Origin of the sequence: Nocardiopsis sp. SBT366 (assembly GCF_001083815.1) — a bacterium.
GTDB lineage: Bacteria > Actinomycetota > Actinomycetes > Streptosporangiales > Streptosporangiaceae > Nocardiopsis > Nocardiopsis prasina.
On record NZ_LAVM01000011.1, the window covers coordinates 60,944 to 87,803 of the forward strand.

Below are 26,860 nucleotides of genomic sequence, written 5' to 3' on the forward strand. Positions count from 1 at the left end.
GTGGTGAAGCGCGGAGCACGGGCGCACGTAAACTCAGGCCCCATGGACACAGCCGCCGTCGAGGTCGTCGACCTGGTGAAGCGCTACGGCGCCACCACGGCCGTCACCGGCCTCACGTTCACCGCCCGCCGCGGCGCGGTGACCGCCCTGCTCGGCCCCAACGGCGCGGGCAAGACCAGCACCATCGAGATCTGCGAGGGATTCCGCCACGCGGACGGCGGGAAGGTGCGGGTCCTGGGGCTCGACCCCGTCGCCGACGCCACCGAGCTCAAACCCCGCGTGGGCGTGATGCCCCAGTCCGGCGGGGTGCCCACCGGCGCCCGTGCCGCCGAGTGGCTGCGGCTCATGGCCTCCTTCCACGCCAGACCGATCGACCCCGACCTCCTCCTGGAGCGCCTGGGTCTGACCTCCGTCTCCAGCACCCCCTTCCGCCGTCTGTCCGGCGGCCAGCAGCAGCGGCTCTCGCTGGCCTGCGCGGTGATCGGCCGCCCGGAACTGGTCTTCCTGGACGAGCCCACCGCCGGGCTGGACCCGCAGGCGCGCATGGCCACCTGGGACCTGGTCTCGGCACTGCGCGAGGCCGGCGTGGCCGTGATCCTGACCACCCACTACATGGAGGAGGCCGAGCGGCTCGCCGACCACGTGGTGATCATCGACCGGGGCGCGGTGGTGACCGAGGGCACCCCCGCCGAACTCACCCAGGGACGGCGCGAGGTCCGCTTCTCCACCCCCTCACCGGTGGACGCCGGGGCCCTGGAGGCGGCCCTGCCCGCCGGGGGCCGGGTGAGCGCCACCCAGTCCGGGGGGCGGAACGAGTACTCCGTGGCCACCGACGACCCCGACGACCTCGGCCCGGAGTTCCTGGCCGCGGTCACCGCCTGGTGCGCCTCGACCGGTGTCCTGGCGGAGGACCTGCGCGTACGGCGGCGTACCCTCGAAGACGTCTTCCTCGAAACCACAGGCCGGGAACTGCGCGACTGATGACCGAGCACACCTCAGGGACGGCCGCGTCGGCCGTCACCGACGCCCCGAAGCCCGCCCTCGACGCAAGCCTGTTCACCCCGGCGCCCGGCGCCGCCCCGATGTGGCGGATGGTCGCGGCCCAGGCCGGAATGGAACTGCGGGTCATGCTGCGCCACGGCGAGCAGTTCCTGCTGACGATGGTCATCCCCGTGCTGCTGTTGGTGGGGTTCAGCCTGGTCGACGTCCTCGACGTGGGCGAGGGCGCGCGCGTGGACGCGCTGACCCCCGGGGTCCTGGCCCTGGCGGTCATGTCCACCTCCTTCACCGGCCTGGCCATCGGGACCGGGTTCGAGCGGCGCTACGGAGTACTCAAGCGCCTGGGCGCCACACCGCTGTCCCGCTTCGGGCTGCTCGCGGCCAAGACGCTGGCGGTCCTGGGCGTGCAGGCCATCCAGATCACCGTGTTGTGCGTGGTGGCCCTGTTCCTTGGCTGGTCCCCCTCCCTGGAACCGGTGGGTGTGCTGGCCGTGCTCGCGCTGCTCCTGCTAGCCACGGCGGCGTTCAGTTCCCTGGCACTGCTGATGGCGGGCACGCTGCGCGCCGAGGCCACCCTGGCCGGGGCCAACCTGGTGTACGTGCTGATGCTGGGCCTGGGCGGGGTCCTGTTCCCCACGAGCAGCTTCCCCGGTCCGATGGAGCAGGCCGTGTCGGTCCTGCCGATCACCGCGCTCGGCTCGGGCCTGCGCGCCGTGCTGACCGACGGGTCCCTTCCCGGCCTGGGCGCCTTCGCGGTGCTGGTCGTGTGGACGGCCGTCGCCGGTTTCCTGGCCTCCCGCCTGTTCCGCTGGGAGTAGCGCCGCCGTTCCGGTCCGGCCTCCGTCACTGAGGGTCCGCGCCCTAGGGTGTCGGTCATGACCATCGACATCGACGCGGTGACCACGATCCTCCGCGAGACCGCCGAATCGACGATCCTGCCGCGCTTCGGTGCGCTGTCCGAGGACGAGGTGTCGGAGAAGTCGCCCGGTGAGATCGTCACCGTGGCCGACCGCGAGGCCGAGGAGCTGATCGGCCGCAGACTCCGTGAGCTGCTCGACGCGCCGGTGGTGGGTGAGGAGGCCACGGCCGCCGACCCCGGGCTGGTCAGTGTCCTGGGCAGGGAGCCCACCGCCTGGGTGGTCGACCCCGTGGACGGCACCCGCAACTTCGCCGCCGGTGACCGCCGGTTCGCCGTCATGGCGGCACTGGTCCGTGGGGGCCGGACGGTGGCCTCGTGGATCCTGAGACCCACCGAGGGCACCGTGCACGTGGCCGAACTCGGTTCGGGGACCTGGCGCGACGGTGTGCGGGTGCACCGCGCTCCGGCCCCCGCGGACCCGGCTGAGCTGCGGGGTATGACCCAGCGCCGGTTCCTGTCTCCCCGGGAACGCGACCGCGTGCACGCCGCGGTCCCGGGGTTCGCTCTGCTCGACGGCGGCTCCGGTTGCGTGGGAGTGGACTACCCGCGGCTCCTGGCGGGCGAGCTGGACTTCATGCTGTTCGCCGATCCCACGCCCTGGGACCACGCGCCCGGTGGCCTGCTGCTCACCGAGGCGGGCGGGGTGAGTCTCCGACCGGAGGGCACCCCCTACCGCCCCGACGAGGAGGGGCGGCTCCTGCTCACCGCCGCCGACGAGACGACGTGGCGGACGACGCGGTCGCTTCTGTTGGGCGCTTGAGCCGCGTCCTGCCCGTGAACCCGGCGGCCAACAGCACGGCGCCCGACACCACCACGAGCACCGCTCCGACCAGCGGATAGCCCGCGCCGGGCGGTGCGACGGTGAGGAACAGGCCCACGCTCGCCGCTCCCACCGACGAACCCGCGTTGTGGGCGGTGTTCACCCAGTTTCCGGCACGGGTCCGGTACCCGGCCGTCACCGACTCGTCGGCGAGCAGGTAGGCGGTGGTGATGATCGGCGCGCCGCACACACCGATCACGAACAGCAGCGCCGCCAGTGCCGGGACGCCCGGGACCAGCGCGGCCGCGGCCACACCGCCGCCCAGGGCCAGGCCGAGCAGGGCCAGCCGGGTCCTGGCGCCCGCGCGCCAGGACAGGGCCCCGTAGGCCAGTCCGCCCAGGGCGCTGCCCGCGGCCTGGGCGGACTTCACCAGGACCACCGCCCCGACCGCCCCCCGCTGTTCGGCGAAGGCGACGTTGAGCAGGGCGGCCGAGCCCAGGATCAGGCCCGTAGCGGCCGAGACCGCGACGGCGGAGAGGAAACCCCCGCGGGCGGTGAGGTGCCGAGTGTCCGGCGCTGTTCGATCGGGTTCGGTCCGCTCCTGCGCCGTGGGCCGGACAGTGGGCGCGGGACGGCGGGTGTGCAGGGAGCGGGCGGCAGGTGAGGTCAGCAGGCCCGCGGTCCCGACCACGATCAGGGAGGCCCCGAGCGCCAACCCGGCCGAGGGCGGACCGACCAGCATCAGGGCTCCCAGGAGCAGCGGTCCGGTGAAGAAGATCAGCTCCTCGGCGACGGTGTCGAGGCTGTAGGCCCGCTGGAGCAGACCCCTGTCGGGGACCAGGTGGCTCCACAGGGTGCGGGTGACCGGGCCGAGCGGCGGGGCGCAGGCTCCCGCGACCGAGGTCAGGGCGGCCAGGAGACCGAGGTGTCCGCCGGGGTTCCAGGAGACCGCGGTCAGGCCCAGCAGGGCCAGCCCGTGGAGTCCGGCCATCGGGGGCAGGGTGAGGAGTGGCCCGTGCCGGTCGATGAGCGAGGCCCGCAGGGGCGACAGGACGGTGGCGGTGAGTCCGAACAGGCCGGCTGTCAGTCCGACGTCGGCGTAGGACCCGGTGGTGTGGACCACGGACAGGACCAGGGCGAGCGAGACCAGCCCGTAGGACAGACGGCCCAGGAGGGCGGGAACGAGGAAGCGGGGGACCCCCGTGACGCGCAGGACGGCACGGTAGGTCGGCGCCCGGTGGGGCGGGGTCATGGGTGTTCTCCGTCAGGGACGGGCGGCGCGCGGGGGCGCCGCGAACGTGCGTGGACGCCGAGGGACCACGGGACCGGGCCGTGGTCGGGGCGTCGAATCACGCACGGGGGGAGAACATGCGCACGAGGCTAGCAGGGGGACGCCTGTCGTCAACCCCCGCTGAGTCATCCGGGTCAGCCCTCGACCGGGAGCAGGCGCCACTTCTGGTGGGGGTGGCCACCGTCCTCGCCCTGGGCGACCAGCGTGCCGTTGTCGGGTGCGCCACCCTGGCCCTCCAGCGCCTGACCGGTGGCACGGTTGAGCAGGCGGACCTCGCCGTCACCGCTCTCGACCACCCGCCACTGCTGGTTGTCCCCTCCGGTCCGCGAGAGCAGGGCCGAGCCAGGCTGGGCCGCCTCGTCAGTGGGGATCTCCAGCAGCTTGCCGCTGCCCACGCCGACGATCTCGTAGAAGTCGTCCTCCACGTGCACGAACCGCCACTGCTGGTGGGCCTGGTCGTGGCGGTCCCACAGGTGTACCGGGGCACCGTTCTCGTCGGAGCCTCCCGCCACATCCATGACGCGGTCCCCGTGGACGCTCTGGAGGGCGTAGACGAGTTCGGGGTCGAGGCCCGCCGGGTGGGTGACCTCCTCCTCTTCTTCCTCATCCTCCTCGGGTTCGGCCTGCTCCTCCGGGCCGCCCGTGGGTTCGACGAGGATGCCGGAGACCACGGACATCTCCTCGGGTGTGTCGCTCTCGGCGACGAACATCCCCGCGACGTAGCCTCCGAGCGCGACCGCCAGGACCAGGGCCGAGGCACCGGCGACGATCGGCCACCGGGGTACGTACGACACCTGGTCTTCGACTCGCTGGGCACTGCGTCGGGAGGACATGGCGGGGAACTCTCCTGCGGGAACGGGGCCGCCCGTGATCTCCACGGGCTCGGACCATTTCACACCACTGGGACCCCCGGCGCACGTTCGGGCCGCCTGTGAGCATCCATCCCGTTTCTTCCCGGTTCATGGTGTAACGCCTCGATAGGGTGACCGACCATGGAAGCCATCGGAGTCCCCTGGTTCATCGTGGTCCGCTACCTGGGGCCGCCCCTCTTCCTTCTCGTGGTGGGCGGAGCGCTCCTCGTGTGGCGTCGGCCCGCGCGGGCCTGGATGGTCTGGGCGGCGCTCGCGGTGAACCTGGTGGCGGCCGCGCTTCCCTTCCTGTGGATCGGGGTCCAGATCCTCACCGGGGAGGGCGATCTCACGGTCGTCGGGCTGGTGATGACGTTGCTGCAACCGGGCACGGTGATCGTGGCCTGGCTGCTCCTCCTGCTGGCCCTGGTGACCCAGCCCGGGCTCGGGACCACCGTCCCCGGTGTTCCCGGGAGCGAGGGGGCCCATGAGACGGAGAGGGTCACGCAAAACGTAGGATGACTCAACATGAGTTCTCGGAGCGGCTCGACGAGCCCCCTCTCCCCCGGCGCCGCCCTGGGGTCCCTGCCCCCGGTCTGGCTGGTCATGATCAGCATCGTCTCGGTGCAGACCGGGGCGGGCGTGGCCAAGAACCTGTTCGAGGTCCTTCCTCCGGCCGCCGTGGTGTGGCTGCGCCTGCTCACCTCCGCCGTGATCCTGGGCCTGCTGGTCCGGCCCGCGTTGAGGGCGCGCAGCCGCACCGACTGGATGGTGGTGATCGGCTACGGCGTGGCCCTGGCCTCGATGAACTACTTCATCTACCAGGCCTTCGCGCGCATTCCGCTGGGCATCGCGGTGACCATCGAGTACCTCGGTCCGCTGGCCATCGCCATCCTGGGCTCACGCCGCCGGGTGGACCTGCTGTGGGCGGGCCTGGCCGGGCTGGGTGTGGCCGCGCTGGGGATCGAGTTCCGTGAGCTCGATCCGGTGGGCGTGCTGTTCGCCGTGCTGGCCGCCACCGCGTGGGCGGGCTACATCCTCCTGAGCGCCGCCACGGGGCAGCGTTTCAGCGGCGCGTCGGGGCTGGCCATCGCCAGTGTGGTGGGCGTGTTGGTGCTGGCACCGGCCGGGATCGCCGAGGGCGGCGCGGCCCTGCTCGACTGGCGTCTGCTCCTGTTCGGCCTGGCCGTGGGCGTGCTCTCCTCCGTGGTGCCCTACACGCTGGAGCTGAACGCGCTGCGACGCATGCCGCCGAGGGTCTTCGGAGTGCTCATGAGCCTCCAGCCCGCGGCCGCCGCCATGGTGGGGCTGGTGCTGCTGGGTGAGTTGCTGACCGTGTGGCAGTGGTTGGCGGTGGGCTGTGTGATCGCCGCGAGCGCGGGCGCGACTCGGACCTCGGCCGACCGCGATGAGCAAAAACACACCGAGCGTGACCACACCAACACGGATACGAGTGGGGACAACTAGAGGCCAAGGCGGAAGGCCCTCGTCCATTGGACGGAAGATCACCGCCACTGATCAGGCAAACCTCGTTCCGTCGGTGTTTCCGACGAGTCGGCACCGGCAACCCTTGCCTCTGGGACGGCGGGCCTCCGGGACAGCCGACCCAATTCCTGAGCACTCGCACTTAAAAGGGGAAACCCATGCGCATCGCCGCCAAGCTCGCCCTGACCGCTTTCTTTTCCGCCAGCCTGCTCGGGCTGGGTGCCGGGGCCGCTTCCGCGGAGTCTTCGTCGGTCTACCACCAGTGCGTCCAGGAGCAGCAGACCCTCGGTCTGCTGAACCTCGACCTGAACCTGCTGAACCAGTGCATCGCGCAGAACAGCAACAACAAGTAGCGGATCGACTGGTCTGACCCACGATCCTGACGGCGGGGGCCCCGGAGAGTACTCCGGGGCCCCCGTGCGTGCGCGCGGCCCGTCGCGCGGGCACGGCCGATCCGAGGGGTGCCCCGGGATGTTCCGCGCTCGCGGCCACCAGGCTCCCTCTCACCGAGCCGACGAAGCGCGGACAGCCAACTCCGGGTGGGCCCCGCTGCGGCGCCCCGCGCCGTGCGTAGCGGCGCAGCAGGAGGGACGGCCGCTCGCGTCGATGGCGGCTCCGCAACCGCCGCCGAAAGCGTCCACGAAGCAGCCCCTAGGGACGGACCGCCCGGCCGACCGGCTCCCGTGGCGGGGTCTGAGAGCGGTGGGAGCGTCCCAGTTCGGTTCCCAGACCGAAGTAGTGCCGGAAGTTGTAGACCAGCGGATTCCAGCGGTCGGGATCGATGTGCTGGGTTCCGGGCACCACGATTCCCACGCGTTCACCTGCGGATGGATCGTTCGCACGGGAACACCCCGCGCCGTCGAGGTGACCCCGGAGGGCATGGAGGCGTTCGGGTCGTTGCTCGGCGCCCGGGCCGACGAGCTGCGCGTTCCCTGAGGCCCCCGGCCACACGAACCGGTGGGCCGGGCCGGTTCCGGGCCGCTCGGCGCCCGGCCGGTGACCCGTGGGCCTCGCGGGCCCGGAGGGTTCCCCGGCCTGTCCTGCTCCGCGACCGGCCCGTTCGATCCCGGGTGCCTGGCACACACACTCGAACACGAACCGTGGGAACACGGTTTCGGCGCACCGGGTTTGCGCAGGCCAACGCACAAGTGGAGGGCGCATTCGTTCCCTCGGAAGGATGTACTACAGTCTGTCGTATGTTTGCATCCCCGGCCTCCGCGACGACGGCCCTCAACACGATCACCCCGCTCGCGGCGGACGCGATGGACGACATCATCCTGCTCGGATTCCCCCTCTGGGGCTGGCAGATCGCCGTGGCCGCCGCGGGCGTCCTGGCACTGATCCTCCTGGCCCGGACCATCTGGAACCCCACCCAGAAGTCGCTGCGGGCCTGGGCGCTGGGCAACATCGCCGTCAACGCCGGGATCGCCGTCACCGGCGCGACCGTGCGGGTCACCTCCTCGGGCCTGGGATGTTCCGAGTGGCCCCGGTGCACGCCAGAGAGCTTCGTGCCGATCGACACCGGTCACGCCGCCCTCAACGCGGCCATCGAGTTCGGCAACCGGACCCTGACCTTCGTGGTGCTCGCGGTCGCCGTGATCACCCTCATCGCGGTGCTGCGCATGACCCCGCGCCGCCGCGACCTCGTCCTGCTGGCCGCGATCATCCCGTTCGGTGTCCTGGGACAGGGCGTGGTCGGCGGCATCACCGTCTGGACCGACCTGCACCCGGCCTCGGTGGCCACCCACTTCCTGCTGTCCATGGTGATGGTCTTCGTCACGGTGGCGCTCTACGTGCGCTGCCAGGAACCCGAGGGCAGGCCCCAGCTGGCCGTGGGACCGATGCTGCACGCGGTGAGCATCGGCCTGGTGGTGGTCGGTTTCCTGCTGTTGATCGCCGGAACCGTGGTCACCGGCACCGGTCCGCACGGCGGCGACGCCGCAGCCCCGCGCTGGGAGCTGGACCTGCCCACCGTCACCCGGGTGCACTCGGCCCTGGGCTGGCTCGCCCTGTTGGGAAGCATCCTGGCCACCGCGATCGCCTTCCGCGGCGGTGCCTCCCGCATCGCGCGGACGAGCAGCGTGAGTCTGCTGGTGATCGTGGTGCTCCAGGGAGTCCTGGGTTACGTCCAGTACTCCCTGGAGCTGCCCGAGGCCCTGGTGGTCCTGCATGTGCTGGGCTCCGCGCTCACCTGGGTCGCGATCTCCCGCCTGTACTTCGCCACCACCCGCCTGGTCCCTCCGGGTGAGGAGGTCAGCGGGGAGGCTGACCGTGCCGGGGAACGTAGTTCTGCTGGCTCGGCGGCTGCTGGACAGTAGGCTGTTCGGCCCGGGCCTGGGCAATGACGTGCGCGAAGTCGGCCCGGCGCAGGAAGCCGGAGTCCGTGGGGTTCTCCGCCCAGCCGGGCGTCACCGGCTGGGGGACGCGCCCCAGGAACGTGTCGCGGGCCACGTGCATCAACGCCAGGAACGAGTCCCGGTTGACCTTCCAGTCGTCCCGGGGCAGGCCCGCGTCGAGCTTCTGGTGCAGCAGGGCGAGCTCGGTGGCGGCCAGCTGGTAGTCCTTCATCGCCGAGCGGCCCCGGGCCCCCGCGTTGCGGGTGGCCCACTCTCGCGCGCGACGCCTGCCCGTCATCGAGCTGAGCATCGTGATGTCGGCCGGGGTGACCAGCCCCGTGGAGATGTAGGGCGGCAGGTAGCGGTCGATCGCCGCCACCTGGCCGCGCCGATCGTGGGCGGCGATCGCGAGGATGCCGAGCAGGAACACGAAGAGCACCAGGTAGGCCACGCCCAGGCCGGTCCAGCCGAAGTAGGTCGAACCGTTCCACATGCCGTGCAGCAGCACGGCCGCCACCCATCCCCCGATCGGCGCCAGGAACCGCAACCGGCCGGTGCGCATCGCCGCGTAGGCCACGCCCAACCCGATCATCGCGGTGTAGACGGGGTGACCGAACGGAGCGATGAGGCCCCGGATGGCGAAGGTGGCGACGAGGGTGCCGTCGAAGAAGGCGCTGAGGAAGTAGAGGATGTTCTCGGTGAAGGCGAACCCCGTGGCCACCATCCCGGCGTAGACCACACCGTCGGTGAAGGTGTCGATCTCGTTGCGGCGCCGCCACAACAGGATGAGCAGGACCATGCCCTTGGCGCTCTCCTCCACCACCGGCGCGACCAGTGACGTGCTCAGGAACTCCGCCACGCCGTCGCCGAACACCGGCTGGGTGAGGTAGGTCAACCCCCAGCTGTTGAGCAGGAACGACGCCACGACCGCGACCCCGGCTCCCCACGCGAACGCGAAGAAGAGCACCCAGCCGGGTTCGGGTTCGAGCCGGTCGAGCATGAGGATGAGCGGCACGAGGATGGTCACCGGGATGATCGCCGCGACCAGGCTGACGAGGAACCCCGTGGCGCCGTCGATCCCCGCCGCCGCTCCCCCGGCCATCGCCAGCAACCACAGGTACGTGAGCATGCCGATCATGCACACCACGCTGACGGTGGTGCCCAGGATGAGGGTCATCGAGTACCGGGAGCGGCGTCCTTGCAGGATCGCCCTGCTGTCGAGTCGGGGCATGGGCACAGATCGTAGCGGGTCAGCGGGCGTTCGGCGGGGTCGGCTCCGCCTCGGCGCCGGTCCCCGGAGGGCGGGGGCCACGACCCGCGCCACGCCCGCGATCTCGTGCCCGGCTGCGGTTGGGTACGAGAGGATCGGAGCGATCGTCAACACGGAAGATGAGGCCACGGCATGGACCCGAACACCACCACCGAGCGCGGGGGAAACCCACCCTGGCTCCTGCTCCTTCGTGTCGCGGTGGGCGCCAGCCTGGCCGCTCTCCTGTGGGAGTTCCTCACGGCGGGACAGTTGATCACGTTCAACATGGCCGCCCTGCCTCTGCACTGGGGCGGCGCCTTCGCGGTGCACGTGGCCAGCGGCGTGCAGTTGCTGGCCGCCGTCCTGGTGTGGCGCGCGGGATCGTCGGCCGGTCCCGCGCATGACCGGCTGGTGGCGCTGGTGAGTCTGCTGGCGTTCGTGCTGGGCTTCCCGCAGGCCGCCCTGGGCACCTACGGGCCGCTCCAGGCGCACGTGCCACTGGCCCTGGTACTCGTGGCCACCGTCGTGTGGTCCGCGGTCCTGGTGTGGCGCCGCAACGGGGGGCGGGGCGTCAGCCGGAGCTGAGACCCCGTCCTCCTGAGACCCTCACAGGGCGTCAGCCCCGGGCGAAGGTGTCGAGCTGGGAGCGCACGGCCGTGGGGTGGGTGGGCGCGGCCCTCCGAAGCCTCGGTACCGCTGTGGCCGTCGGCGGGACGGAGCGGGGGCTCTCGGCGGGCCGACCAGTCGCGGGCCTTGGACCGGGTGGTGGTTGCCGGGGTTGGTGGGAGTGGAGCGCCTCGTGGCGCGGATGCCTCCGAAATCGACCCTGTGGACAACCCGTCCGGCCCGCTTCCGATCGGGGAGACTGGAATCTCCGGGAACCCCGCGGCGGAGGTTCCGGAGTCGGCTGAGGCGGGGAGGTCCGCACAGGTGTCGGTGATCTGGGTGGAGGGGCTGGTGTGCGAGTGGAGGGCGTGGGGCAGGAGGCTCTCCACGGCGGCGCGGGCACGGGTGTCGGCCATCGCCAGAGCCGAGGCCAGGGGTTGCGGGACGACCAGGTTGGTGTCCACCTCACAGAGCTGCCTGGTGGCCGCTTCGAGGAAGCGGGAGCAAGGGGTGGTTGTTGCCATCGGGAAGCTGGAGCGCCCACCCGTGACGGGAAGGTGCGCCCACCCACACGAACGGCGTTCCCCCCCGTGGGAGGAACGCCGTCGTGAAGGACCCCGCGGCCAACGTGCCAGCGGGGCCGGTGTCTAGGAGAGGAAGCGCGCGATGAGCGGGTCGACGGTGACCGCCACGAACAGCAGCGCCAGGTAGGCGTTGGTGAGGTGGAAGAAGTTCATCGTCTTGAGCTGGGCGCCGGTCACGCCCGCCTTGGAGCGGCTGAGCAGGCGGTGGGCCTGCACGACCAGCAGAGCGCCCAGCACCAGGGCGACCACGCCGTAGAACCAGGTGGTCCCGGCGACCGGCCAGAAGATCAGGGAGACGATCACGGTCGCCCAGGTGTAGAGCACCGACTCCAGCAGCACACGGCGGTCGCTGGCGACCACGGGCAGCATGGGGACCTGGGCTGCCGCGTAGTCCTCGCGGTAGCGCATGGCCAGCGTCCAGGTGTGCGGCGGCGTCCAGAAGAACACCACCAGGAAGAGCACGAACGGCGCCCAGTCCAGGCTGTTGGTGACGGCGGCCCAGCCGATCAACACCGGCATGCAGCCCGCGATGCCGCCCCACACGACGTTCTGCGCGGTGCGCCGCTTGAGCAGCATCGTGTAGACGAAGATGTAGAAGGCGATCGCGAAGACCGACAGCACGGCCGAGAGCACGTTCACGAGAACGAGGAAGCCGACGGTGGAGCCGATCGCCAGGATCAGCCCGTAGGTGAGGGCTCCGCGCGGTGTGACCAGGTCCATCGCGCCGGGACGCTGTCGGGTGCGACGCATCTCACGGTCGATGTCGCGGTCGATGTAGCAGTTCATCGCGTTCGCGCTGGCGGCGGACATGGTGCCGAACACCAGGGTGGCGACGGCGGTCCACAGCGGGGGCACGCCCCCGGCGGCGACGAACATCACCGGGATGGTGGTGATGAGGAGGAGCTCGATGACGCGGGGCTTGGAGAGGGCGACGTAGGCACGGGCGTGGTCGCCGAAGGAGGCCTTGCGGGGGGCCTCGGGGTCGGACGCCTCGATGTCGGACTCACCGGTGTGGGGTGCGCGGTTGGTGAGGGCCATCAGATCGGCGCCCTCACGCCCGGAGGCACTCGTGTCCCCTGGGGGGCCGGCTCGGTTTCAGACACGCGGATACCTCGACAACTCTTAGGGAATCGACACTGCTCGCCACGCGGGGTGGATCGGACCGACAAAGCGGCAGGATCAGCGAAAACCCCGTCAACGACAAAGTGTAGTACTTACCTGTCCGGATCGGTGACCAGCCCCCTCCGTACGGATGACCTCCGGCCCTGGCGACCGATCGCTCCGGGCACCGGACCTCCGCTTGGGTGTACAGAAGGGTCGCACAGGCCCCTTGGAGCTTCCAACGTGCCACGCGCCCCGAGCGGCCGCACGGCCGCACCTCACGGCACCTGCGGGCGGACGCGAGGCGGCGCCCACGGGCCCCTACCAGCCAGTAACCAAAGGTGTCGGGAAACGACATCCACGGCCACGGACGATAGGCTCACATACGGCCCTGTTCTCGACCCCGTCACCACGGGGACCGAGCTCCGGACACCGTGACCCAGACGCTGTCGCGCCGACTCCGCGGCCCGAGCCCCACGCCACGGGGCCACGCCGCGCGAGCCGTCGAAGCCGATCCCGCCCTCCCCCGCGATCCGCCGACCCGGTGGGCCGCCGACGGGGTGCCCGGCCTACAGCACGCACACAACCCACACCCGCCCCGGAACCGGGTGCACGGGTGCCGAGAAGGAGCAGACAAGTCCGTGAACGCCCACACCCCGAAGAACCTGGAGTGGTCGGACCTCGACCTCCGCGCCGTCAACACGGTTCGGGCGCTGGCCATGGACGCGGTAGAGAAGTCGGGTAACGGTCACCCCGGCACCGCGATGAGCCTCGCGCCCGCCGCCTACCTCCTCTTCCAGAAGGTGATGCGGCACGACCCCGCAGCGCCCGAGTGGGTGGGCCGGGACCGCTTCGTGCTGTCGATCGGTCACTCCAGCCTCACCCTGTACATCCAGCTCTACCTCGCCGGGTACGGCCTCACCCTCGACGACCTGCGGAACCTGCGCCAGTGGGACAGCCTGACCCCGGGCCACCCCGAGGTCGGTCACACCGCCGGTGTGGAGACCACCACCGGCCCCCTCGGCCAGGGTGTCGGCAACGCCGTCGGCATGGCCATGGCGGCCCGCCGCGAGCGCGGCCTGTTCAACCCCGAGGCCGGTCCGGGCGCCAGCCCCTTCGACCACCACGTCTACGCGTTCTGCTCCGACGGCGACGTCCAGGAGGGCGTGAGCCACGAGGCCAGCGCCCTGGCCGGGACGCAGAACCTGGGCAACCTCGTCATGATCTGGGACGACAACCAGATCTCGATCGAGGACGACACCCGCATCGCGCACAGCGAGGACGTCGTGTCCCGCTACGCCGCCTACGGCTGGCACGTGGAGGAGGTCGACTGGACCGCGACCGGCGAGTACGTCGAGGACATCGACGCCCTCTACCAGGCGATCCTGCGCGGCAAGGCCGAGACCGAGCGTCCCACCTTCATCCGCCTGCGCACCGTCATCGGCTGGCCCGCTCCCAACAAGCAGAACACGGGCGCCATCCACGGCGCGGCGATCGGCGCCGACGAGATCTCCGCCACCAAGGAGATCCTCGGCCTGCCCGACGCCCCGTTCGCGGTAGAGGACTCCGTGATCGAGCACACCCGTGAGGCCCTGGTCCGAGGCCGCGAGGCGCACACCGCGTGGGACGAGGCCCTGGCCGCCTGGCACCGCGGCGCCGGTGAGCACGCCGAGCTTTTCGACCGCCTCCAGTCGGGCAAGCTGCCCGAGGGCTGGGAGGACTCCCTGCCCTCGTTCGAGGCCAGCGAGAAGGGGGTGGCCACCCGCAAGGCCAGCGGTGAGGTGCTCAACGCCATCGCCCCGGTGCTGCCCGAGCTGTGGGGCGGCTCCGCCGACCTCGCCGGGTCCAACAACACCACGCCCAAGGGCGAGCCGTCCTTCCTGCCCTTCGACCGGGCCAGCAGCATGTTCCCGGGCAACCCGTACGGGCGCGTGCTGCACTTCGGTATCCGCGAGCACGGCATGGGCTCGATCCTCAACGGCATCGCCCTGCACGGCCCCACCCGCCCCTACGGCGGCACGTTCCTGGTGTTCAGCGACTACATGCGTCCGGCCGTGCGCCTGGCCGCGCTGATGAAGCTGCCGGTCACCTACGTGTGGACGCACGACTCCATCGGTCTGGGCGAGGACGGCCCCACCCACCAGCCCATCGAGCACCTGTGGGCGCTGCGCGCCATCCCGGGCCTGAACGTGATCCGCCCGGCCGACGCCAACGAGACCGTCGTGGTCTGGCGCGAGGTCATGGCCAACGCCGACGGCCCCTGCGCCCTGGCCCTCACCCGCCAGAACGTGCCCACCCTTGACCGGGACGAGTACGCCTCGGCCGAGGGCGCCGCCCAGGGCGGCTACGTCCTGGCCGAGGCCTCCGGCGGCAGCCCCGAGGCGATCATCATCGCCACCGGCAGCGAGGTGCAGCTGGCTCTGGCCGCCCGCACCGAGCTGGAGGCGGCCGGTACGCCGACCCGCGTGGTCTCCATGCCGTGTGTGGAGTGGTTCGAGGCCCAGAGCCCGGAGTACCGAGAGCAGGTCCTGCCGTCCTCCGTGCGCGCCCGCGCCTCCGTCGAAGCCGGGATCGCCATGGGTTGGCGCTCCTACGTCGGCGACGCCGGCGTCTCGGTGAGCCTCGAGCACTTCGGCGCCTCCGCCCCCTACGAGACGCTCTACGAGAAGTTCGGCATCACCTCCGAGGCGGTCGTCGCGGCGGTCCGCGACAGCCTGGCCAAGGTCGGAAGCTGACGACGCGGGCCGCCGGGAGGCCCCGGCGGCCCGCACTCCGTGTGAATTCCAGGAAGGCGTGAGACCCACATGAGCACCGCTCTGAAGGACCTGGCCGAGGCAGGTCAGTCCGTATGGCTGGACGACATCAGCCGTGACCGACTGCGCACCGGCAACCTGGCCGAACTGCTGTCGACCCGCCACGTCACCGGCGTCACCTCGAACCCGTCCATCTTCGACAAGGCTCTGGCCGAAGGTGACGCCTACGACATCCAGGTGCACGAACTGGGTGTGCGCGGGGTGTCGGTGGACGAGGCGGTCCGGCTGCTGACGGCCTACGACATCCGTTGGGCCGCGGACACCCTGCGCCCCGTGTACGACTCCACCAACCGCTTGGACGGCCGGGTCTCCCTGGAGGTGGACCCGCGGCTGGCGCGCGAGACCGAGCGCACCGTCGCCGAGGCCAAGTCACTGTGGTGGCTGGTCGACCGGCCCAACCTCATGATCAAGATCCCGGCGACCGTCGAGGGCCTGCCCGCCATCACCCAGGCGCTCGGGCACGGCATCAGCGTCAACGTGACCCTGATCTTCTCCCTGGCCCGCTACGGCGCGGTCATGGAGGCGTTCCTGGCCGGTCTGGAGCTGGCCCGCGAGAACGGCCACGACCTGTCCCGCATCCAGTCCGTGGCGTCGTTCTTCGTCAGCCGCGTGGACGCCGAGGTGGACAAGCGGCTCAGGGAGATCGGCACCCCGCGCGCCGAGGAGCTGCTCGGCCGCGCCGCCATCGCCAACGCGCGCCTGGCCTACCGCGACCACGAGCAGGTCTTCTCCTCCGAGCGCTGGCAGGCCCTCGCCGCCGAGGGCGCCACCCCGCAGCGGCCGCTGTGGGCGTCCACCGGTGTGAAGGACCCCGCCTACGCGGACACCCGTTACGTCACCGAACTGGTCACGGCCGGCACCGTCAACACGATGCCGCAGGCCACCCTGGACGCCACCGCCGACCACGGTGAGATCACCGGGGACACCGTCCGCGCCAACTACGACTCCGCCCAGGCCGACCTGGCCGGGCTGGCCGAGGTCGGCGTGGACCTGGACGACGTGACGCGTCACCTCGAGGAGGACGGCGTGGTCAAGTTCGTCGACTCCTGGGAGAGCCTGCTGGGCCAACTCACCCTGAAGCTCGACGAGCTCTCCTGACCCGGACCCCGTTCCCGGTCACCGACCCGCGTCCGCGCACGAGCCGCGCGGACGCGGGTTCCAGCAGCCACCAGGCCGTTCCTGACAGGAAGAGACGGAACCCGTGAAAGAACCGGTGATGCCGGGAGCGGTACCCAACCCGCTCCGCAACGCCCTGGACCGAAGGCTCCCCCGTATCGCCGGGCCCAGCGTGCTGGTGCTCTTCGGCGTCACGGGTGACCTGGCCCGGAAGAAGCTCCTGCCCGCCATCTACGACCTGGCCAACCGCGGCATGCTGCCGCCGGGCTTCGGTCTGGTGGGGTTCGCCCGCCGCGACTGGGAGGACCAGGACTTCGCGGCCGAGGCGTACGAGGCGGTGCGCAAGTACGCGCGGACCCCGTTCCACGAGGACGTGTGGCGCCAGCTCAGCGAGGGCGTGCGGTTCGTACAGGGCAACCTGGACGACGATGCGGCCTTCGACGAACTGGCCCGGACCGTCCACGAGCTGGACGCCCACCGCGGCACCGGCGGCAACTACGCGTTCTACCTGTCGCTGCCGCCCAAGCTGTTCCCGACCGTGGTCACCCAGCTCAAGCGCAGTGGTCTGGCCACCCCCGAGGAGGGTGAGGGTGCCGGGGGCACCACGCCGTGGCGCCGGGTGGTGATCGAGAAGCCGTTCGGGCACGACCTGGAGAGCGCCCAGGAGCTCAACGCGGTGGTGGACGACGTGTTCCCGCCGTCGGCGGTGTTTCGCATCGACCACTACCTGGGCAAGGAGACGGTCCAGAACATCCTGGCGCTGCGCTTCGCCAACACCCTGTTCGAGCCTTTGTGGAACCGCAGCTATGTGGACCACGTGCAGATCACCATGGCCGAGGACATCGGTGTGGGCGGACGCGCGGGCTACTACGACGGGATCGGCGCGGCCCGCGACGTCATCCAGAACCACCTCCTCCAGCTGTTGGCGCTCGTCGCCATGGAGGAGCCGGTCTCCTACAGCGCGGACGCGATCCGCGCCGAGAAGGAGAAGGTCCTCTCCGCGGTGACGCTCCCCGACGACCTGTCCAAGGGCACCGCGCGCGGCCAGTACGCGGCCGGTTGGCAGGGCGGGGCCGCGGTCCCGGGGTACCTGGAGGAGGACGGCATCCCGTCCGAATCGGTGACCGAGACCTACGCGGCGCTGCGCTTGGACGTGGGTACGAGGCGCTGGTCGGGTGTGCCGTTCTACCTGCGCACCGGCAAACGGCTCGGGCGCCGGGTGACCGAGGTGGCGCTGGTGTTCCAGGCCGCCCCGCAGCAGTTGTTCGCCCGTGGGGACGTGAGCGAACTCGGGCAGAACGCGCTCGTGCTGCGCATCCAGCCCGACGAGGGGGTCACCCTGAGGTTCGGGTCGAAGGTGCCGGGCGCCTCCATGGAGGTGCGCGACGTGAGCATGGACTTCACCTACGGGCAGTCCTTCACCGAGGCGAGCCCCGAGGCCTACGAGCGGCTCATCCTGGACGTGCTCATCGGCGACCCGCCGCTGTTCCCGCGCCAGGAGGAGGTGGAGCTGTCCTGGCAGATCCTCGACCCGGTCGAGGAGTACTGGGCCGAGTCGGGCCAGCCCGAACAGTACGGTTCGGGTACCTGGGGCCCGGAGTCGGCCGAGGAACTGCTCGCCAGGGACGGACGCCAGTGGCGCCGCCCGTGACCGTCCGCGTCCACGCCGGGAGGAACAGATGACGCTCTATCTGCCGCGCACCACGACCTCGCAGATCACCGAGGCGCTCATGGCCGAGCGCCTCAGCGTCGGCGGGGGCGCCATGAACATGGTGCTCACCCTGGTCATCGTCACCGACGAGGCCGACCACTACGACGCCGTCCGCGCGGCCACCGAGGCGGGGCGCGAGCACCCCTCGCGGGTGGTGGCGCTGATCCGCCGCGACCCGGGGGCCGAGCCCGCCATCGACGCGGAGATCCGCCGCCCCGGCACCTCCGGCCCCGGTGAGGCGGTGCTGCTGCGCCTGTACGGTCCGCTGGGCGAGCACCCCGACTCCGTGTTGACGCCGCTGCTGGTCCCGGACGCGCCCGTGGTCGTGTGGTGGCCCGGAGAGGGTCCGGCCGACCCGGCCGCCGACCCTGTGGGGAAGCTCGCCCAACGGCGGATCACCGACGCCCTGCGCGCCCAGGATCCGGTAGCCGACCTCCTGGAGCGGGTAGCCCACTACCGTCCGGGTGACACGGACCTGACCTGGACGCGGCTGACCCCGTGGCGGTCGCTGCTGGCCAGCGCCATGGACCAGCCGTGCGGCTGGGTGAACTCGGCCAAGGTGACGGCCGAACCGCACTACCCGAGCGCCGAGCTGCTGGCCGCTTGGCTGTCGGAAAGGCTGGAGGTGGAGGTGGAACGCGGCACCTCGCACGGGCCCGGCCTGACCGAGGTCCGGCTGACCACCGACCAGGGGGACATCACGATCTCCCGGGTGGACGGCCGGGTGGCCACACTGTCCAGGACCGGTCAGCCGGACCAGACGGTGGCGCTGTCCCGGCGCGGCGCCTCCCAGGCGCTGGCCGAGGAACTGCGCCGCCTGGACGCCGACGAGACGTACGCGAGTGCGGCCCGCCACCTGGGTCCGCTGCTCGCTGGAAGCGGAGCATGAGGATGACCGAACCGGAGATCGTCCGCACCACCGACGCCAAGCAGCTCGCCGAGAGCGTGGTGTCGCGGCTGGCGAAGCTGATCGTGAGCGCCGAGGCCGAGGAGCGCGAGTTCCACCTGGTGCTCACCGGCGGCGGCGTGGGCATCCAGACGCTGGGTGTCCTGCGGGACGAGGCGCTCGCCAGCGGGATGAACTGGGGGCACGTGCACCTGTGGTGGGGTGACGAGCGGTTCCTGCCCGAGGGGGACCCCGAGCGCAACCAGACTCAGGCCTGTGACGCGCTGATCAACGACATCGACATCCCGTCGCACCAGGTGCACCCGATGCCGTCGTCGGACGGGACCGACCACGCCGAGGCAGAGCGGGCGGCCACCAACTACTCGCAGGCGCTCTCCGTGGCGGCTCGTGGGCGCGGCCCGGTGCCCGAGTTCGACGTGTGCCTGCTCGGCCTGGGCCCGGACAACCACGTGGCCTCGCTGTTCCCGGGTCTGCCGGGGGTGCACGAGAACGAGGCCGCGGCGGTCGCGGTGCACGACTCCCCCAAGCCGCCGCCCACGCGGATCAGCCTGACCCTGCCGTCGATCCGCAGCTCCCGCCAGGTGTGGGTGCTGGCCTCCGGTGCGGCCAAGGCCGACGCGGTCCGCCTGGGTGTGGCCGGTGGCAGCGTGGACGAGGCCCCGGTGGCCGGTGCGCGCGGTACCGACAAGACGGTGTTCTGGGTGGACGAGGCCGCCGCCTCGAAGCTGTAGCCGCACAGGCGAACGCCCCGGCCGGAACTCGGCCGGGGCGTCGTCGTGTCCGGGGACCCCTCAAGTGGGAGGTGGCCCCATGGCGATGGCCAGGATCCCCGAGAGCGGCTCAGTGTGGCGCTTCGGCCTCCACGCGGACAGGAGCGCCTCGACACAGCCGAGAGCCGAGGCGATCATCGCGTCGGCACGCGGGTCGGACCGGAGCAGTTGCGTACTTCTCCCGGTGGCGGGGTGCCACCGTGGCTCAGGTGTGGTCCCCGCTGAGGGGGTTCAGGCGCACGGCGGTCTCGATCCCGTCCCCGTGCAGGATGTGGCGCTGCGTGGAGGCGTCGGGGAAGAGACCCTCGGGAGCCTCGGTCACCAGCCGGAGTTGGGCCGTGGCGTGCTTGGGCATGGTGGCCCTGCCCGGCAGGTGGATGGCGAGTTCCTCGCGGGCCTCGAAGGTCTGCACGTCGACACGCTCAGCCAGAGCGGCCAACTGCCGGGCCTCTGCCGCGACCGGGACCTTGGCCAGCCAGTGCGGCCCCTCCGGGGTGAGTGCCCTCTCCCGCTGTTCGTGGGTCTCACCGGCCCATGTGAACCATGGGGCCCCCGCGACCGCGGCACCGTGTTCCTCGGCCAGGGCGCTGAGTTCCGCCACGGCGGCCCTCACCGCTGCGGCGACCTCGTCCCAGTCGTACTGGTCCGGCTGTCCCCTCTGCTTTTCCACCCCGACCACCGCCACCTCCGTCGAGAGCACCGTCATCTCCGGTACCTCCCGCCGTCGCACCTCGGGCCACGATGTGAGCAGGCTGCGGGCGGTCGTGATCGCCTCGTCCTCGGCCTCGCGCTGGCGGCGCAACCCCTCGGTGTGCTCGTCGAGCAGCCCGGCCGCCGTGTCGGGTGCCTCCACCGCCCGGCGCACGTCCCGCACGCTCATGCCCGTGCCGCGCAGGGCACTGACCAGCAGGGCGGACTGGACCTGCTCGAAGTCGTAGTAGCGGTACCCGGTGTCCTCGTCGACTATGGCGGGGACCAGCAGCCCCTCGGAGTGGTAGAAGCGCAACGTCTGCGGAGAGAGCTCGCTCATCTCGCTGAAATCCTTGATCGAAAGGCCCATGACGCCAGTCTCAGGGTTGCAGTAACCAGAGGGTCAAGCGGTATCTCCGATCAGCACGCACCAGACCGAAGTCCGGCTGACGAGACTCGCCTGGCCACAGAAGACGTGTCCACCTCAGGAAGAGGTCAGATAGCCCACCAGGATCAGAAGAGCGCAGGACAAGCCGATGCATGGCATTAGGTACGCATGCCATCGTTGCCTCTCCTGCAAACCCACGAAGTCCCCTTCATTGGAGGCTTTGTACCTTCTTTCGATTTCCCTTCCCAACGATGTGGCCACATTCCTGAAGTTCCCGTATCGCAATGCCAAAGAAAACAGCGAGTTCGGATAGGCCAGGCAGCCAACCCTGCTCCCGTCAACCAAAGTGAGATGCACTCCGCCCTTCCACCCCACCGAGGAGATCAGGTCAATCGGAATATCTTCCCCCTTCGAAAAATTCCGAACTCACACCCTGTCGCGGATCAAGGCCAGAGAATATTGACAGCTTGAATATGAACCAGAAGAAGACAGACGCCACCGGAACGATAATCAAAATGAACGCCACTCCATCGATATTCATCTGCCCAGACGCAGCCACCCCCACCCCAACCCCAAAAAGCAACAGAGCGAAGAGCAGGGAGAAAACACAGGCGGCCGACACCGAAGACCACCGCTGGAATCTGACATCAACCCTCAAGATAACACCCCGAAAAGTCATTCAATATCGAACCCTGGCTTTGAATCACCCACGCTGAGAAATCTCATTCCCAATGACCGTCGACGTCATGTTGGCAGCACCGTCATAAACAGTCCCAACGGGATCAAATGTACAGTCGGAATTCCAATCCAGAACAAATTTTCCAAGGACAACCCCCAGCACCGACAGCAGGGCACGCACCGAACGACGTATCGCGCTTCCCACGCGGTGCCCTCGAACCAAACCGCGACCAGCAACTCCAGGAACGTGAGGCGATGGGGATGGAATGGAAGGACAGCGGCTGCGTCTTCACCCGCCCCGACGGCGCCCCGATCGAAGTGTCCACCCTCACCCGGCCCCTCGTCGGAGCCGCCGTCCGCTGACGTTGCCGTCAACCACCCCAGAAGCCCCGCCAGGACGCACCTGACGGGGCTTCAACCTTGCTGTTGCTATTCAGCGCGAGGGTTGCGGGATCGGGCAGCCAGGCTACGCCTCACCCTCCAACCAGCCTTCGAATGGCGCGATCTCTGACAGTTCAGAATTGATCGCCTTCAACCCTCCAGCGAACTCCTCGGCCAATTTTGAGAGCATCGCAACCAGCTCGCACTGCGCGATGCTCTCACACACCGGATCTGGAACCCAGTGGGTCCGAGAATCACAGTGAATCATCACGAGATCTCCGCTTGGCCGGAAGGTCAAAGTCCTCTCGATGCCTTGCGAGTAAAGATCCACCTCGACTTCGCGGCGTTCGCGCACGCCCACCAGAAGCGATGGCAGTTGCTCCATGAAAACAGACAAGTCATACGCGACATCGAGCGGCCACTCATCATCCCCGAAGCCGCCAATGTGGAATCTGCAGCCTTCAACTTCGGAGAGGACACTACACGCCTCCATGACGAGAGTTTCGTAGTCTCCATCCAGCTCCAGACTCGCTGAGTCAGGAGGCGGGGCGGCTGGCGGCACGGCCAGAGTCAACGACACTGAGAAGCTCATCTCTCCAGCCTCCTAGTTCGAGCCAATGATCGGAAATCCTGTTTTGTACAGACCATTTCGGCTCGGTACGACGGTAGCTGCGCGTGCCTGGACAATGCTCCCATCCGGCATAATGACCTGACCCATTCCCTCCGGGATCTGCACCGACCTGGGGCCTGCTCCTTCGACATGGATCCCCCTGAGAAACTCTGCAGCAGCATCGTTGTCCAACCATTGACCTTGCTGGTTCCCCGTACTGCGCGCACGATCAGTCAGCGCCTGTGTGTTCTTCGCCCCAGCGCCACAGGTCTTGAATGTGTGCCCCCAAGTTTTCACGCTATTGGACGCCCAGTTCACACACCCGTTGCTGTTGTGAACCAGGACCGGCGTCTGAGCAGCGAGTACATAGTACGTGTGAATGCCTTGGATGGTCAGGTTGTGGACCGTGGCGGGCTGTGTCCACACCTCGATCCCGGTGACCTGGACAAGAGTGTCTTCAGAGGAGAGCAACCACATGCCCGGAACCAGGTCGATCGCGTCAATCCAGGCGTCCAGCTCCGGGGACCAGAAAGGGTGCCCATCAGTGGCGATGATGACATCACCCAGCACCATCGGCCCAGGACGACCGAGCGCCTCATCGATCACACCGTGTCCGACGTCGGTGGCCTCCACCTGAACGGCGGTGTCCACGGTGATCTCGACGAGGGTCTTGGCACCCGACCCCACGATCGTGGCCAGCACCTCACGAGTGCCCTCTTCGCCAGTCTCAGGATCGGTGGCCAACACCTGGTCACCGACCTGAACCTCCTCGATCGGCTTGGTGGTTCCATCAGCCATCACCACCGGGGTTCCCGCAGCGAAGCTGTTGCAGTTCCCGCCCCTGCGGAAGCGGGAGAAGACATCCTTGAGTTTGTCACCGTTGCGCAGGGCCCGCATCGCACTGCCCGCGGGAATAGGCCCTGTTGCCAATTCGATACCCGCATCAAAGGCGAGTTCGACACTCCGGAATGACCTAGAGTTCTTGTCTCCTCCGAACCTCTCGAACGTCTCCTTTTGCGTTGGGAGCCCAATTGTCCTGGCTATTCTATCGGCAACCCACATGCCCGAATTGATTCTCTGGGTGGACGCAGTTAGCCCATACATAGCGTTCCACGCCTGCCGCCGGAAGGGAACCCTCCGTGTCACACGCTCGACTCGATTGAAGGTACGGCGTTGAATCCTGATGGTCGTACGTCGAATGGACTGACGAATGGTTCGGGCTCGGGAGTTGTTCCACCGGCTGCGCACGGATGTCCGTACTCGATTCTTCACTCGACTTGCCGCACGACGCACCTTGTTCCAGGTCTTGCGAAGGAACAGCCCGTCAGGGTCAGTAAAACTCACCGGATTACTGTTGGCCCGCTTCGGGCACGTCCGGGACCCAGTGCAGGAGATGGTCGAACTCGGGCCGCTCGTCGGACACGCCACGGCCTCCTTGGCTAGGTGAGGCCAACCTCATCAGAGGTGGCCGTGGCGTGTCAGCGGCCTCAGGCGCGGGAGGTGCGCCAGAACACGGGGATGACAGCGGCCACGACCAGGTGCGCCAGTTGCAGGACGACGACCGTCGCGGTCGTGGCGCCCACAGTGAGCGGTGGCAGGAACATGCCCGCGACGATGAGCACCGCAACGACCGTCCACACCAGACGGCCGCGCCGGGCACCCAGGAGGCGCTCGGCCAGAGCGAGCACGCCCCAACCGAGCAGGGCGAACCCGATGGTGAAGACCGTGAAGGCGGGCCATGCGAGGGCCCCGGGCTCCTGCCCTTGGGGCGCGACCACCAGGTCGGCGCCGAACAGGGGCGCCGCGAGGGCGAGGACGGTGTTGACGACGGTGACCGCGAGCACGGCGACCAGGCGCGGCTGCCAGGTCGGGCGGGTGACGGTTCGGGGCTCGGTGACGCTCATAGCTCATTTCCCTGCTTCGATGGAGGTTCGTAACGACCATACGGAGCGTGTTCGAGACTTCCTATGCGTGATCCGCTTGAATTTATGCGTGATCGTCCACGAGCGAGTACGATCGCGCTATGGATGTACTGAGCGACGTCATCTCCACGGTGCGCACGGGTCAGCCGCACTCGGCACGGATCGAGTGGCACGCCCCCTACGCGACACGGTTCCCGGAGATCCCCGGAGCCAAGTTTCTGGTGGTGTTGCAGGGCTCCACCTGGCTCCTGACACATGGCGAGCAGCCCCTCCAGCTGGGCCCGGGCGACGTGCTGTTCCTGCCGCGCGGCCGGGAGCACTCGCTGGGCAGCTCCCCACAGACCGAGGGCGCCGTGGACTGCGCCGGAGTGCTACGCCACCAGAGCGACATCGCCACGGCCGCGGCCGGTGAAACCGTGCCCACCCTGGTGTGCTCACGGGGGTACGCCCGCCCCAAGGAGGTCCCGACCACTTTCGGGGCCACCACGATCGGGGACTCTGGTGACGGCGAGCCCACCTGTGTCACGGTGGGTGGCTCCTACCACGCGAGCGCGTCGAGACCGCATCCCCTGCTCGCTGAGTTGCCCTCCGTGGTGCACCTGCCCGCAAAGGTGGGACGGAGATCGGAGCTCCCGTTGGCGGTGGGGCTCCTCGGTCGGGAACTGGGGACGAACCGTCCTGGTGGGGACACCCTGATCCCGCACCTGTTGGACATGCTGGTCGTGTACATCCTGCGCACCTATCTGGAGGAGATCCGGGAGAGCGGCGACAATCCGGGCTGCGGTTTCGCGGGCGCCCTGCGCGACCCCGGGGTGCACGCCGCGATCCAGGCCGTGCACCGCGACCCCGCGCACACCTGGAGCGTGGCGGAGCTGGGCGAGCGGGCCGGTCTCTCCCGTGCCGCCTTCTCCCGTCGCTTCACGGCGCTGGTGAAGCAGTCACCTCTGGCCTACGTCACGTGGTGGCGGCTGACCACGGCCGCTCGGCTGCTGCGCGAGGAGGACGCTCCGATCAGCTCGGTGGCAACTCGGGTGGGCTACTCGTCCCAGTTCGCCTTCGCCACTGCCTTCAAGCGCGAGTTCGGACTGTCCCCCGGCCGCTACCGCGAGGCGTCCGATCCCACCGAGCGGCCCGCGTTGGACGAGTCCGGGTCCGCTCAGAGTTCTCCGGGGCAGGAGGCGCCGGTCGCGGGGACCACGCCGTCCAGGAGGTAGGCGTCGACCACGCCGTCCACACAGGCGCGGCCGCCCGCGTAGGCGGTGTGCCCGCCTCCCTCGTAGGTGAGCAGGGTCGCCGTGGTCAGCTGGTCGGCCAGTTCCTCGGACCACGCGTACGGGGTGGCCGGGTCGGCTCGGGTTCCGACGACCAGGAGCGGCGGCGCCATCGGGGCGCTCAGGCCGCCGGGCGCGAGTTCGGTGTCCGGCCAGGAGGCGCAGGGCAGGTACGACCAGATCTCGTCGCCGCCGAAGAACGGGGACACCCTCGCCGCGCGCTGGGCTCCCTCCTGGTACGCACGGATGCCACCGGGCCGCGCGTGGTCGGCGCACTGCACCGCCGTGAAGGCTGACTGCGTCGCACCCCGGTCGTCCCGCTGACCGGCGACGAAGCTCCCCAGGTAGGCCTGGACGAAGGGGTCCTGGGTGTCGCCCTCGACGATCCGGGCCAACAGGCGGGCGTCGCTCTCCCACTGCCGCTCGGTGTACAGGGAGTCCCGGAGCAGCGCGAGCATCTCGTGACGGTCGATCCTGGTGTTCTGGACGACGATCGGGTCGGCGTCGATCCCGGCCAGGAGGGCTTCGGCCTCGGCCGGGGCCTCCTCCGCACCGGTGAACGGGCACTCCGGCGCCTTCTCCAGGCAGTAGGAGACGAAGGCCTCCCAGGCCCTCTGCGCCCCCTCGCTCTGCTCCACCCCGTCCGCGATCACGCCGCGTTGGTTCTGGAGGGCCCCGTCCAGCACCAGTGCGCGGGTGTTCTCCGCGAACATCTCGGCGTACAGGGCGCCGACGTAGGTGCCGTAGGAGAAACCCACGTAGGTGAGCCGTTCATCGCCCAGGGCGTCGCGGACCAGGTCGAGGTCGCGGACCACGTTGACGGTGCCCATGTTGGCGAGGAACTCCGTGCCGACCTCGTCCACACAGCTCCAGGTGAACCTATGAGCGGTGCGTTCGAGGTCCCGGAGCTGGTCGGGGCCGACCCTGTCGGGTTCGAGGCCCGCGATCTCCTCCAGCGGCCGCTCCATGGCGTCCCACTCCGGGCAGGTGAACCCTGCGCTCTCCCCCACGCCGCGCGGGTCGAAGGAGACGAGGTCGAAGGAGTCACGGATCCGCCTGCTCACGGGGAGGGGTCCGGACTCGAACTGGGCCACGCCCGCGCGGCCGGGGCCGCCGAAGTTGAACACCAGGGAGCCCCGGCGCTGGTCCGCCGGTCCCTGGGCCGGGTGCCGCACCACGGCGGTCTCGATGGTCCGGCCGCCGGGGTCACCGTGGTCGACGGGAACGGTGACGGTGCCGCACTCCAGGCGTGCCCGCCAGTCGGGGTCGCCCTCGACCGGTTCGGCCTCGGCCAGTTCCTCCGGGGACAGGCAGGGTCGCCAGTCGATGTGCTGCCCGTAGAACGAGCGTGCGAGGTCCTGCTCGTCGAGTGGGGCGAACCCCGCCGTCACGATCAGCGCCAACGCCGCCCCTGCGGCCCCCAGA

The 26,860-nt window shown here is 69.8% G+C and carries 25 protein-coding genes; 15 read left to right on the forward strand and 10 right to left on the reverse strand.

Annotated features, from left to right (window positions below):
- The first annotated feature begins 42 nt into the window (after positions 1–42).
- The 3 genes from ADX84_RS05280 to ADX84_RS05290 are packed head-to-tail and all read left to right on the forward strand — an operon-like array spanning position 43 to position 2,678.
- Complete coding sequence (locus ADX84_RS05280) at positions 43–981, forward strand: ABC transporter ATP-binding protein (protein ID WP_049568373.1); 939 nt, start codon at positions 43–45, stop codon at positions 979–981.
- Positions 981–1,817 carry an ABC transporter permease gene (locus tag ADX84_RS05285; RefSeq protein ID WP_049568376.1) on the forward strand — a complete coding sequence of 279 codons (837 nt, stop codon included), beginning with the start codon at positions 981–983 and terminating at the stop codon, positions 1,815–1,817. Before ADX84_RS05280 ends, ADX84_RS05285 begins: the two co-directional genes overlap by 1 nt.
- 57 nt (positions 1,818–1,874) lie before the next feature.
- A complete protein-coding gene (locus ADX84_RS05290) occupies positions 1,875–2,678 on the forward strand; it encodes an inositol monophosphatase family protein (protein WP_049568378.1) in 804 nt (267 codons plus the stop codon).
- Here ADX84_RS05290 and ADX84_RS05295 read toward each other — a convergent pair.
- A complete protein-coding gene (locus ADX84_RS05295) occupies positions 2,620–3,930 on the reverse strand; it encodes an MFS transporter (RefSeq protein WP_049568381.1) in 1,311 nt (436 codons plus the stop codon). The genes ADX84_RS05290 and ADX84_RS05295 overlap by 59 nt on opposite strands.
- A 173-nt stretch (positions 3,931–4,103) precedes the next feature.
- Entirely contained in the window at positions 4,104–4,802 is a 699-nt protein-coding gene (locus ADX84_RS05300; protein WP_049568384.1) for an RICIN domain-containing protein, read from the reverse strand.
- Positions 4,803–4,961: 159 nt separating this feature from the next.
- On the opposite strand from ADX84_RS05300, the gene ADX84_RS05305 reads away from it, so the two are divergent.
- The 3 genes from ADX84_RS05305 (at position 4,962) to ADX84_RS05315 (ending at position 6,655) form a co-directional block, all read left to right on the forward strand.
- Positions 4,962–5,339 carry a hypothetical protein gene (locus ADX84_RS05305; RefSeq protein WP_049568388.1) on the forward strand — a complete coding sequence of 126 codons (378 nt, stop codon included), beginning with the start codon at positions 4,962–4,964 and terminating at the stop codon, positions 5,337–5,339.
- Between the two features lie 6 nt (positions 5,340–5,345).
- Positions 5,346–6,284, forward strand: a complete 939-nt coding sequence (locus ADX84_RS05310) for a DMT family transporter (RefSeq protein WP_049568390.1) — start codon at positions 5,346–5,348, stop codon at positions 6,282–6,284.
- A 176-nt stretch (positions 6,285–6,460) separates the two neighbouring features.
- Positions 6,461–6,655, forward strand: coding sequence for a hypothetical protein (locus ADX84_RS05315; protein ID WP_049568393.1), 195 nt, complete (start codon positions 6,461–6,463; stop codon positions 6,653–6,655).
- Positions 6,656–6,953: 298 nt separating this feature from the next.
- Here ADX84_RS05315 and ADX84_RS25945 read toward each other — a convergent pair whose 3' ends face one another.
- Positions 6,954–7,115 (reverse strand): hypothetical protein, encoded by a 162-nt coding sequence (locus ADX84_RS25945; protein ID WP_234003845.1) that lies wholly within the window; start codon positions 7,113–7,115, stop codon positions 6,954–6,956.
- Between the two features lie 383 nt (positions 7,116–7,498).
- Here ADX84_RS25945 and ADX84_RS05320 point away from each other — a divergent pair, with 383 nt between their 5' ends.
- Positions 7,499–8,620 carry a heme A synthase gene (locus tag ADX84_RS05320; protein ID WP_199776476.1) on the forward strand — a complete coding sequence of 374 codons (1,122 nt, stop codon included), beginning with the start codon at positions 7,499–7,501 and terminating at the stop codon, positions 8,618–8,620.
- On the opposite strand, the gene ADX84_RS05325 is transcribed toward ADX84_RS05320, so the two are convergent.
- The gene (locus ADX84_RS05325; protein ID WP_049568396.1) at positions 8,556–9,869 is read right to left on the reverse strand and encodes a PrsW family intramembrane metalloprotease; all 1,314 of its coding nucleotides are present in this window, start codon (positions 9,867–9,869) and stop codon (positions 8,556–8,558) included. The genes ADX84_RS05320 and ADX84_RS05325 overlap by 65 nt on opposite strands.
- 171 nt (positions 9,870–10,040) lie before the next feature.
- Between ADX84_RS05325 and ADX84_RS05330 the strand changes: the two genes are divergently transcribed.
- Complete coding sequence (locus tag ADX84_RS05330; protein WP_049568399.1) at positions 10,041–10,472, forward strand: hypothetical protein; 432 nt, start codon at positions 10,041–10,043, stop codon at positions 10,470–10,472.
- Between the two features lie 668 nt (positions 10,473–11,140).
- On the opposite strand, the gene ADX84_RS05335 is transcribed toward ADX84_RS05330, so the two are convergent.
- Positions 11,141–12,115, reverse strand: coding sequence for a heme o synthase (locus ADX84_RS05335; protein ID WP_049568403.1), 975 nt, complete (start codon positions 12,113–12,115; stop codon positions 11,141–11,143).
- A gap of 704 nt (positions 12,116–12,819) precedes the next feature.
- On the opposite strand from ADX84_RS05335, the gene tkt reads away from it, so the two are divergent.
- From tkt to pgl, 5 genes are all read left to right on the forward strand, one after another.
- Positions 12,820–14,913, forward strand: coding sequence for a transketolase (gene tkt, locus ADX84_RS05340; RefSeq protein WP_049568406.1), 2,094 nt, complete (start codon positions 12,820–12,822; stop codon positions 14,911–14,913).
- 69 nt (positions 14,914–14,982) lie between these two features.
- Positions 14,983–16,089, forward strand: coding sequence for a transaldolase (tal, locus tag ADX84_RS05345; RefSeq protein ID WP_049568410.1), 1,107 nt, complete (start codon positions 14,983–14,985; stop codon positions 16,087–16,089).
- Positions 16,090–16,207: 118 nt separating this feature from the next.
- Entirely contained in the window at positions 16,208–17,758 is a 1,551-nt protein-coding gene (gene zwf / locus ADX84_RS05350) for a glucose-6-phosphate dehydrogenase (RefSeq protein WP_049568412.1), read from the forward strand.
- A 28-nt stretch (positions 17,759–17,786) separates the two neighbouring features.
- Complete coding sequence (locus ADX84_RS05355) at positions 17,787–18,707, forward strand: glucose-6-phosphate dehydrogenase assembly protein OpcA (protein ID WP_049568414.1); 921 nt, start codon at positions 17,787–17,789, stop codon at positions 18,705–18,707.
- Between the two features lie 2 nt (positions 18,708–18,709).
- A complete protein-coding gene (gene pgl, locus ADX84_RS05360) occupies positions 18,710–19,456 on the forward strand; it encodes a 6-phosphogluconolactonase (protein ID WP_049568417.1) in 747 nt (248 codons plus the stop codon).
- Positions 19,457–19,700: 244 nt separating this feature from the next.
- Here the strand turns inward: pgl and ADX84_RS05365 are convergent, their stop codons facing one another.
- Positions 19,701–20,555 carry a MerR family transcriptional regulator gene (locus tag ADX84_RS05365; protein WP_082206301.1) on the reverse strand — a complete coding sequence of 285 codons (855 nt, stop codon included), beginning with the start codon at positions 20,553–20,555 and terminating at the stop codon, positions 19,701–19,703.
- A gap of 491 nt (positions 20,556–21,046) precedes the next feature.
- On the opposite strand from ADX84_RS05365, the gene ADX84_RS25950 reads away from it, so the two are divergent.
- Positions 21,047–21,289 carry a hypothetical protein gene (locus tag ADX84_RS25950; RefSeq protein ID WP_156208029.1) on the forward strand — a complete coding sequence of 81 codons (243 nt, stop codon included), beginning with the start codon at positions 21,047–21,049 and terminating at the stop codon, positions 21,287–21,289.
- A gap of 428 nt (positions 21,290–21,717) precedes the next feature.
- On the opposite strand, the gene ADX84_RS05370 is transcribed toward ADX84_RS25950, so the two are convergent.
- From ADX84_RS05370 to ADX84_RS05380, 3 genes are all read right to left on the reverse strand, one after another.
- Positions 21,718–22,224 carry a hypothetical protein gene (locus ADX84_RS05370; RefSeq protein ID WP_049568420.1) on the reverse strand — a complete coding sequence of 169 codons (507 nt, stop codon included), beginning with the start codon at positions 22,222–22,224 and terminating at the stop codon, positions 21,718–21,720.
- A gap of 12 nt (positions 22,225–22,236) precedes the next feature.
- Positions 22,237–23,139, reverse strand: a complete 903-nt coding sequence (locus tag ADX84_RS05375; RefSeq protein WP_049568424.1) for a polymorphic toxin-type HINT domain-containing protein — start codon at positions 23,137–23,139, stop codon at positions 22,237–22,239.
- Positions 23,140–23,729: 590 nt separating this feature from the next.
- Positions 23,730–24,146: a DUF6069 family protein gene (locus ADX84_RS05380; protein ID WP_049568428.1), complete on the reverse strand. Its 417-nt coding sequence runs from the start codon at positions 24,144–24,146 to the stop codon at positions 23,730–23,732.
- A 119-nt stretch (positions 24,147–24,265) separates the two neighbouring features.
- On the opposite strand from ADX84_RS05380, the gene ADX84_RS05385 reads away from it, so the two are divergent.
- Entirely contained in the window at positions 24,266–25,378 is a 1,113-nt protein-coding gene (locus ADX84_RS05385) for an AraC family transcriptional regulator (RefSeq protein WP_049568432.1), read from the forward strand.
- On the opposite strand, the gene ADX84_RS05390 is transcribed toward ADX84_RS05385, so the two are convergent.
- Complete coding sequence (locus tag ADX84_RS05390) at positions 25,321–26,859, reverse strand: alpha/beta hydrolase (protein WP_369801056.1); 1,539 nt, start codon at positions 26,857–26,859, stop codon at positions 25,321–25,323. The genes ADX84_RS05385 and ADX84_RS05390 overlap by 58 nt on opposite strands.
- Between the last annotated feature and the right edge of the window lies 1 nt (position 26,860).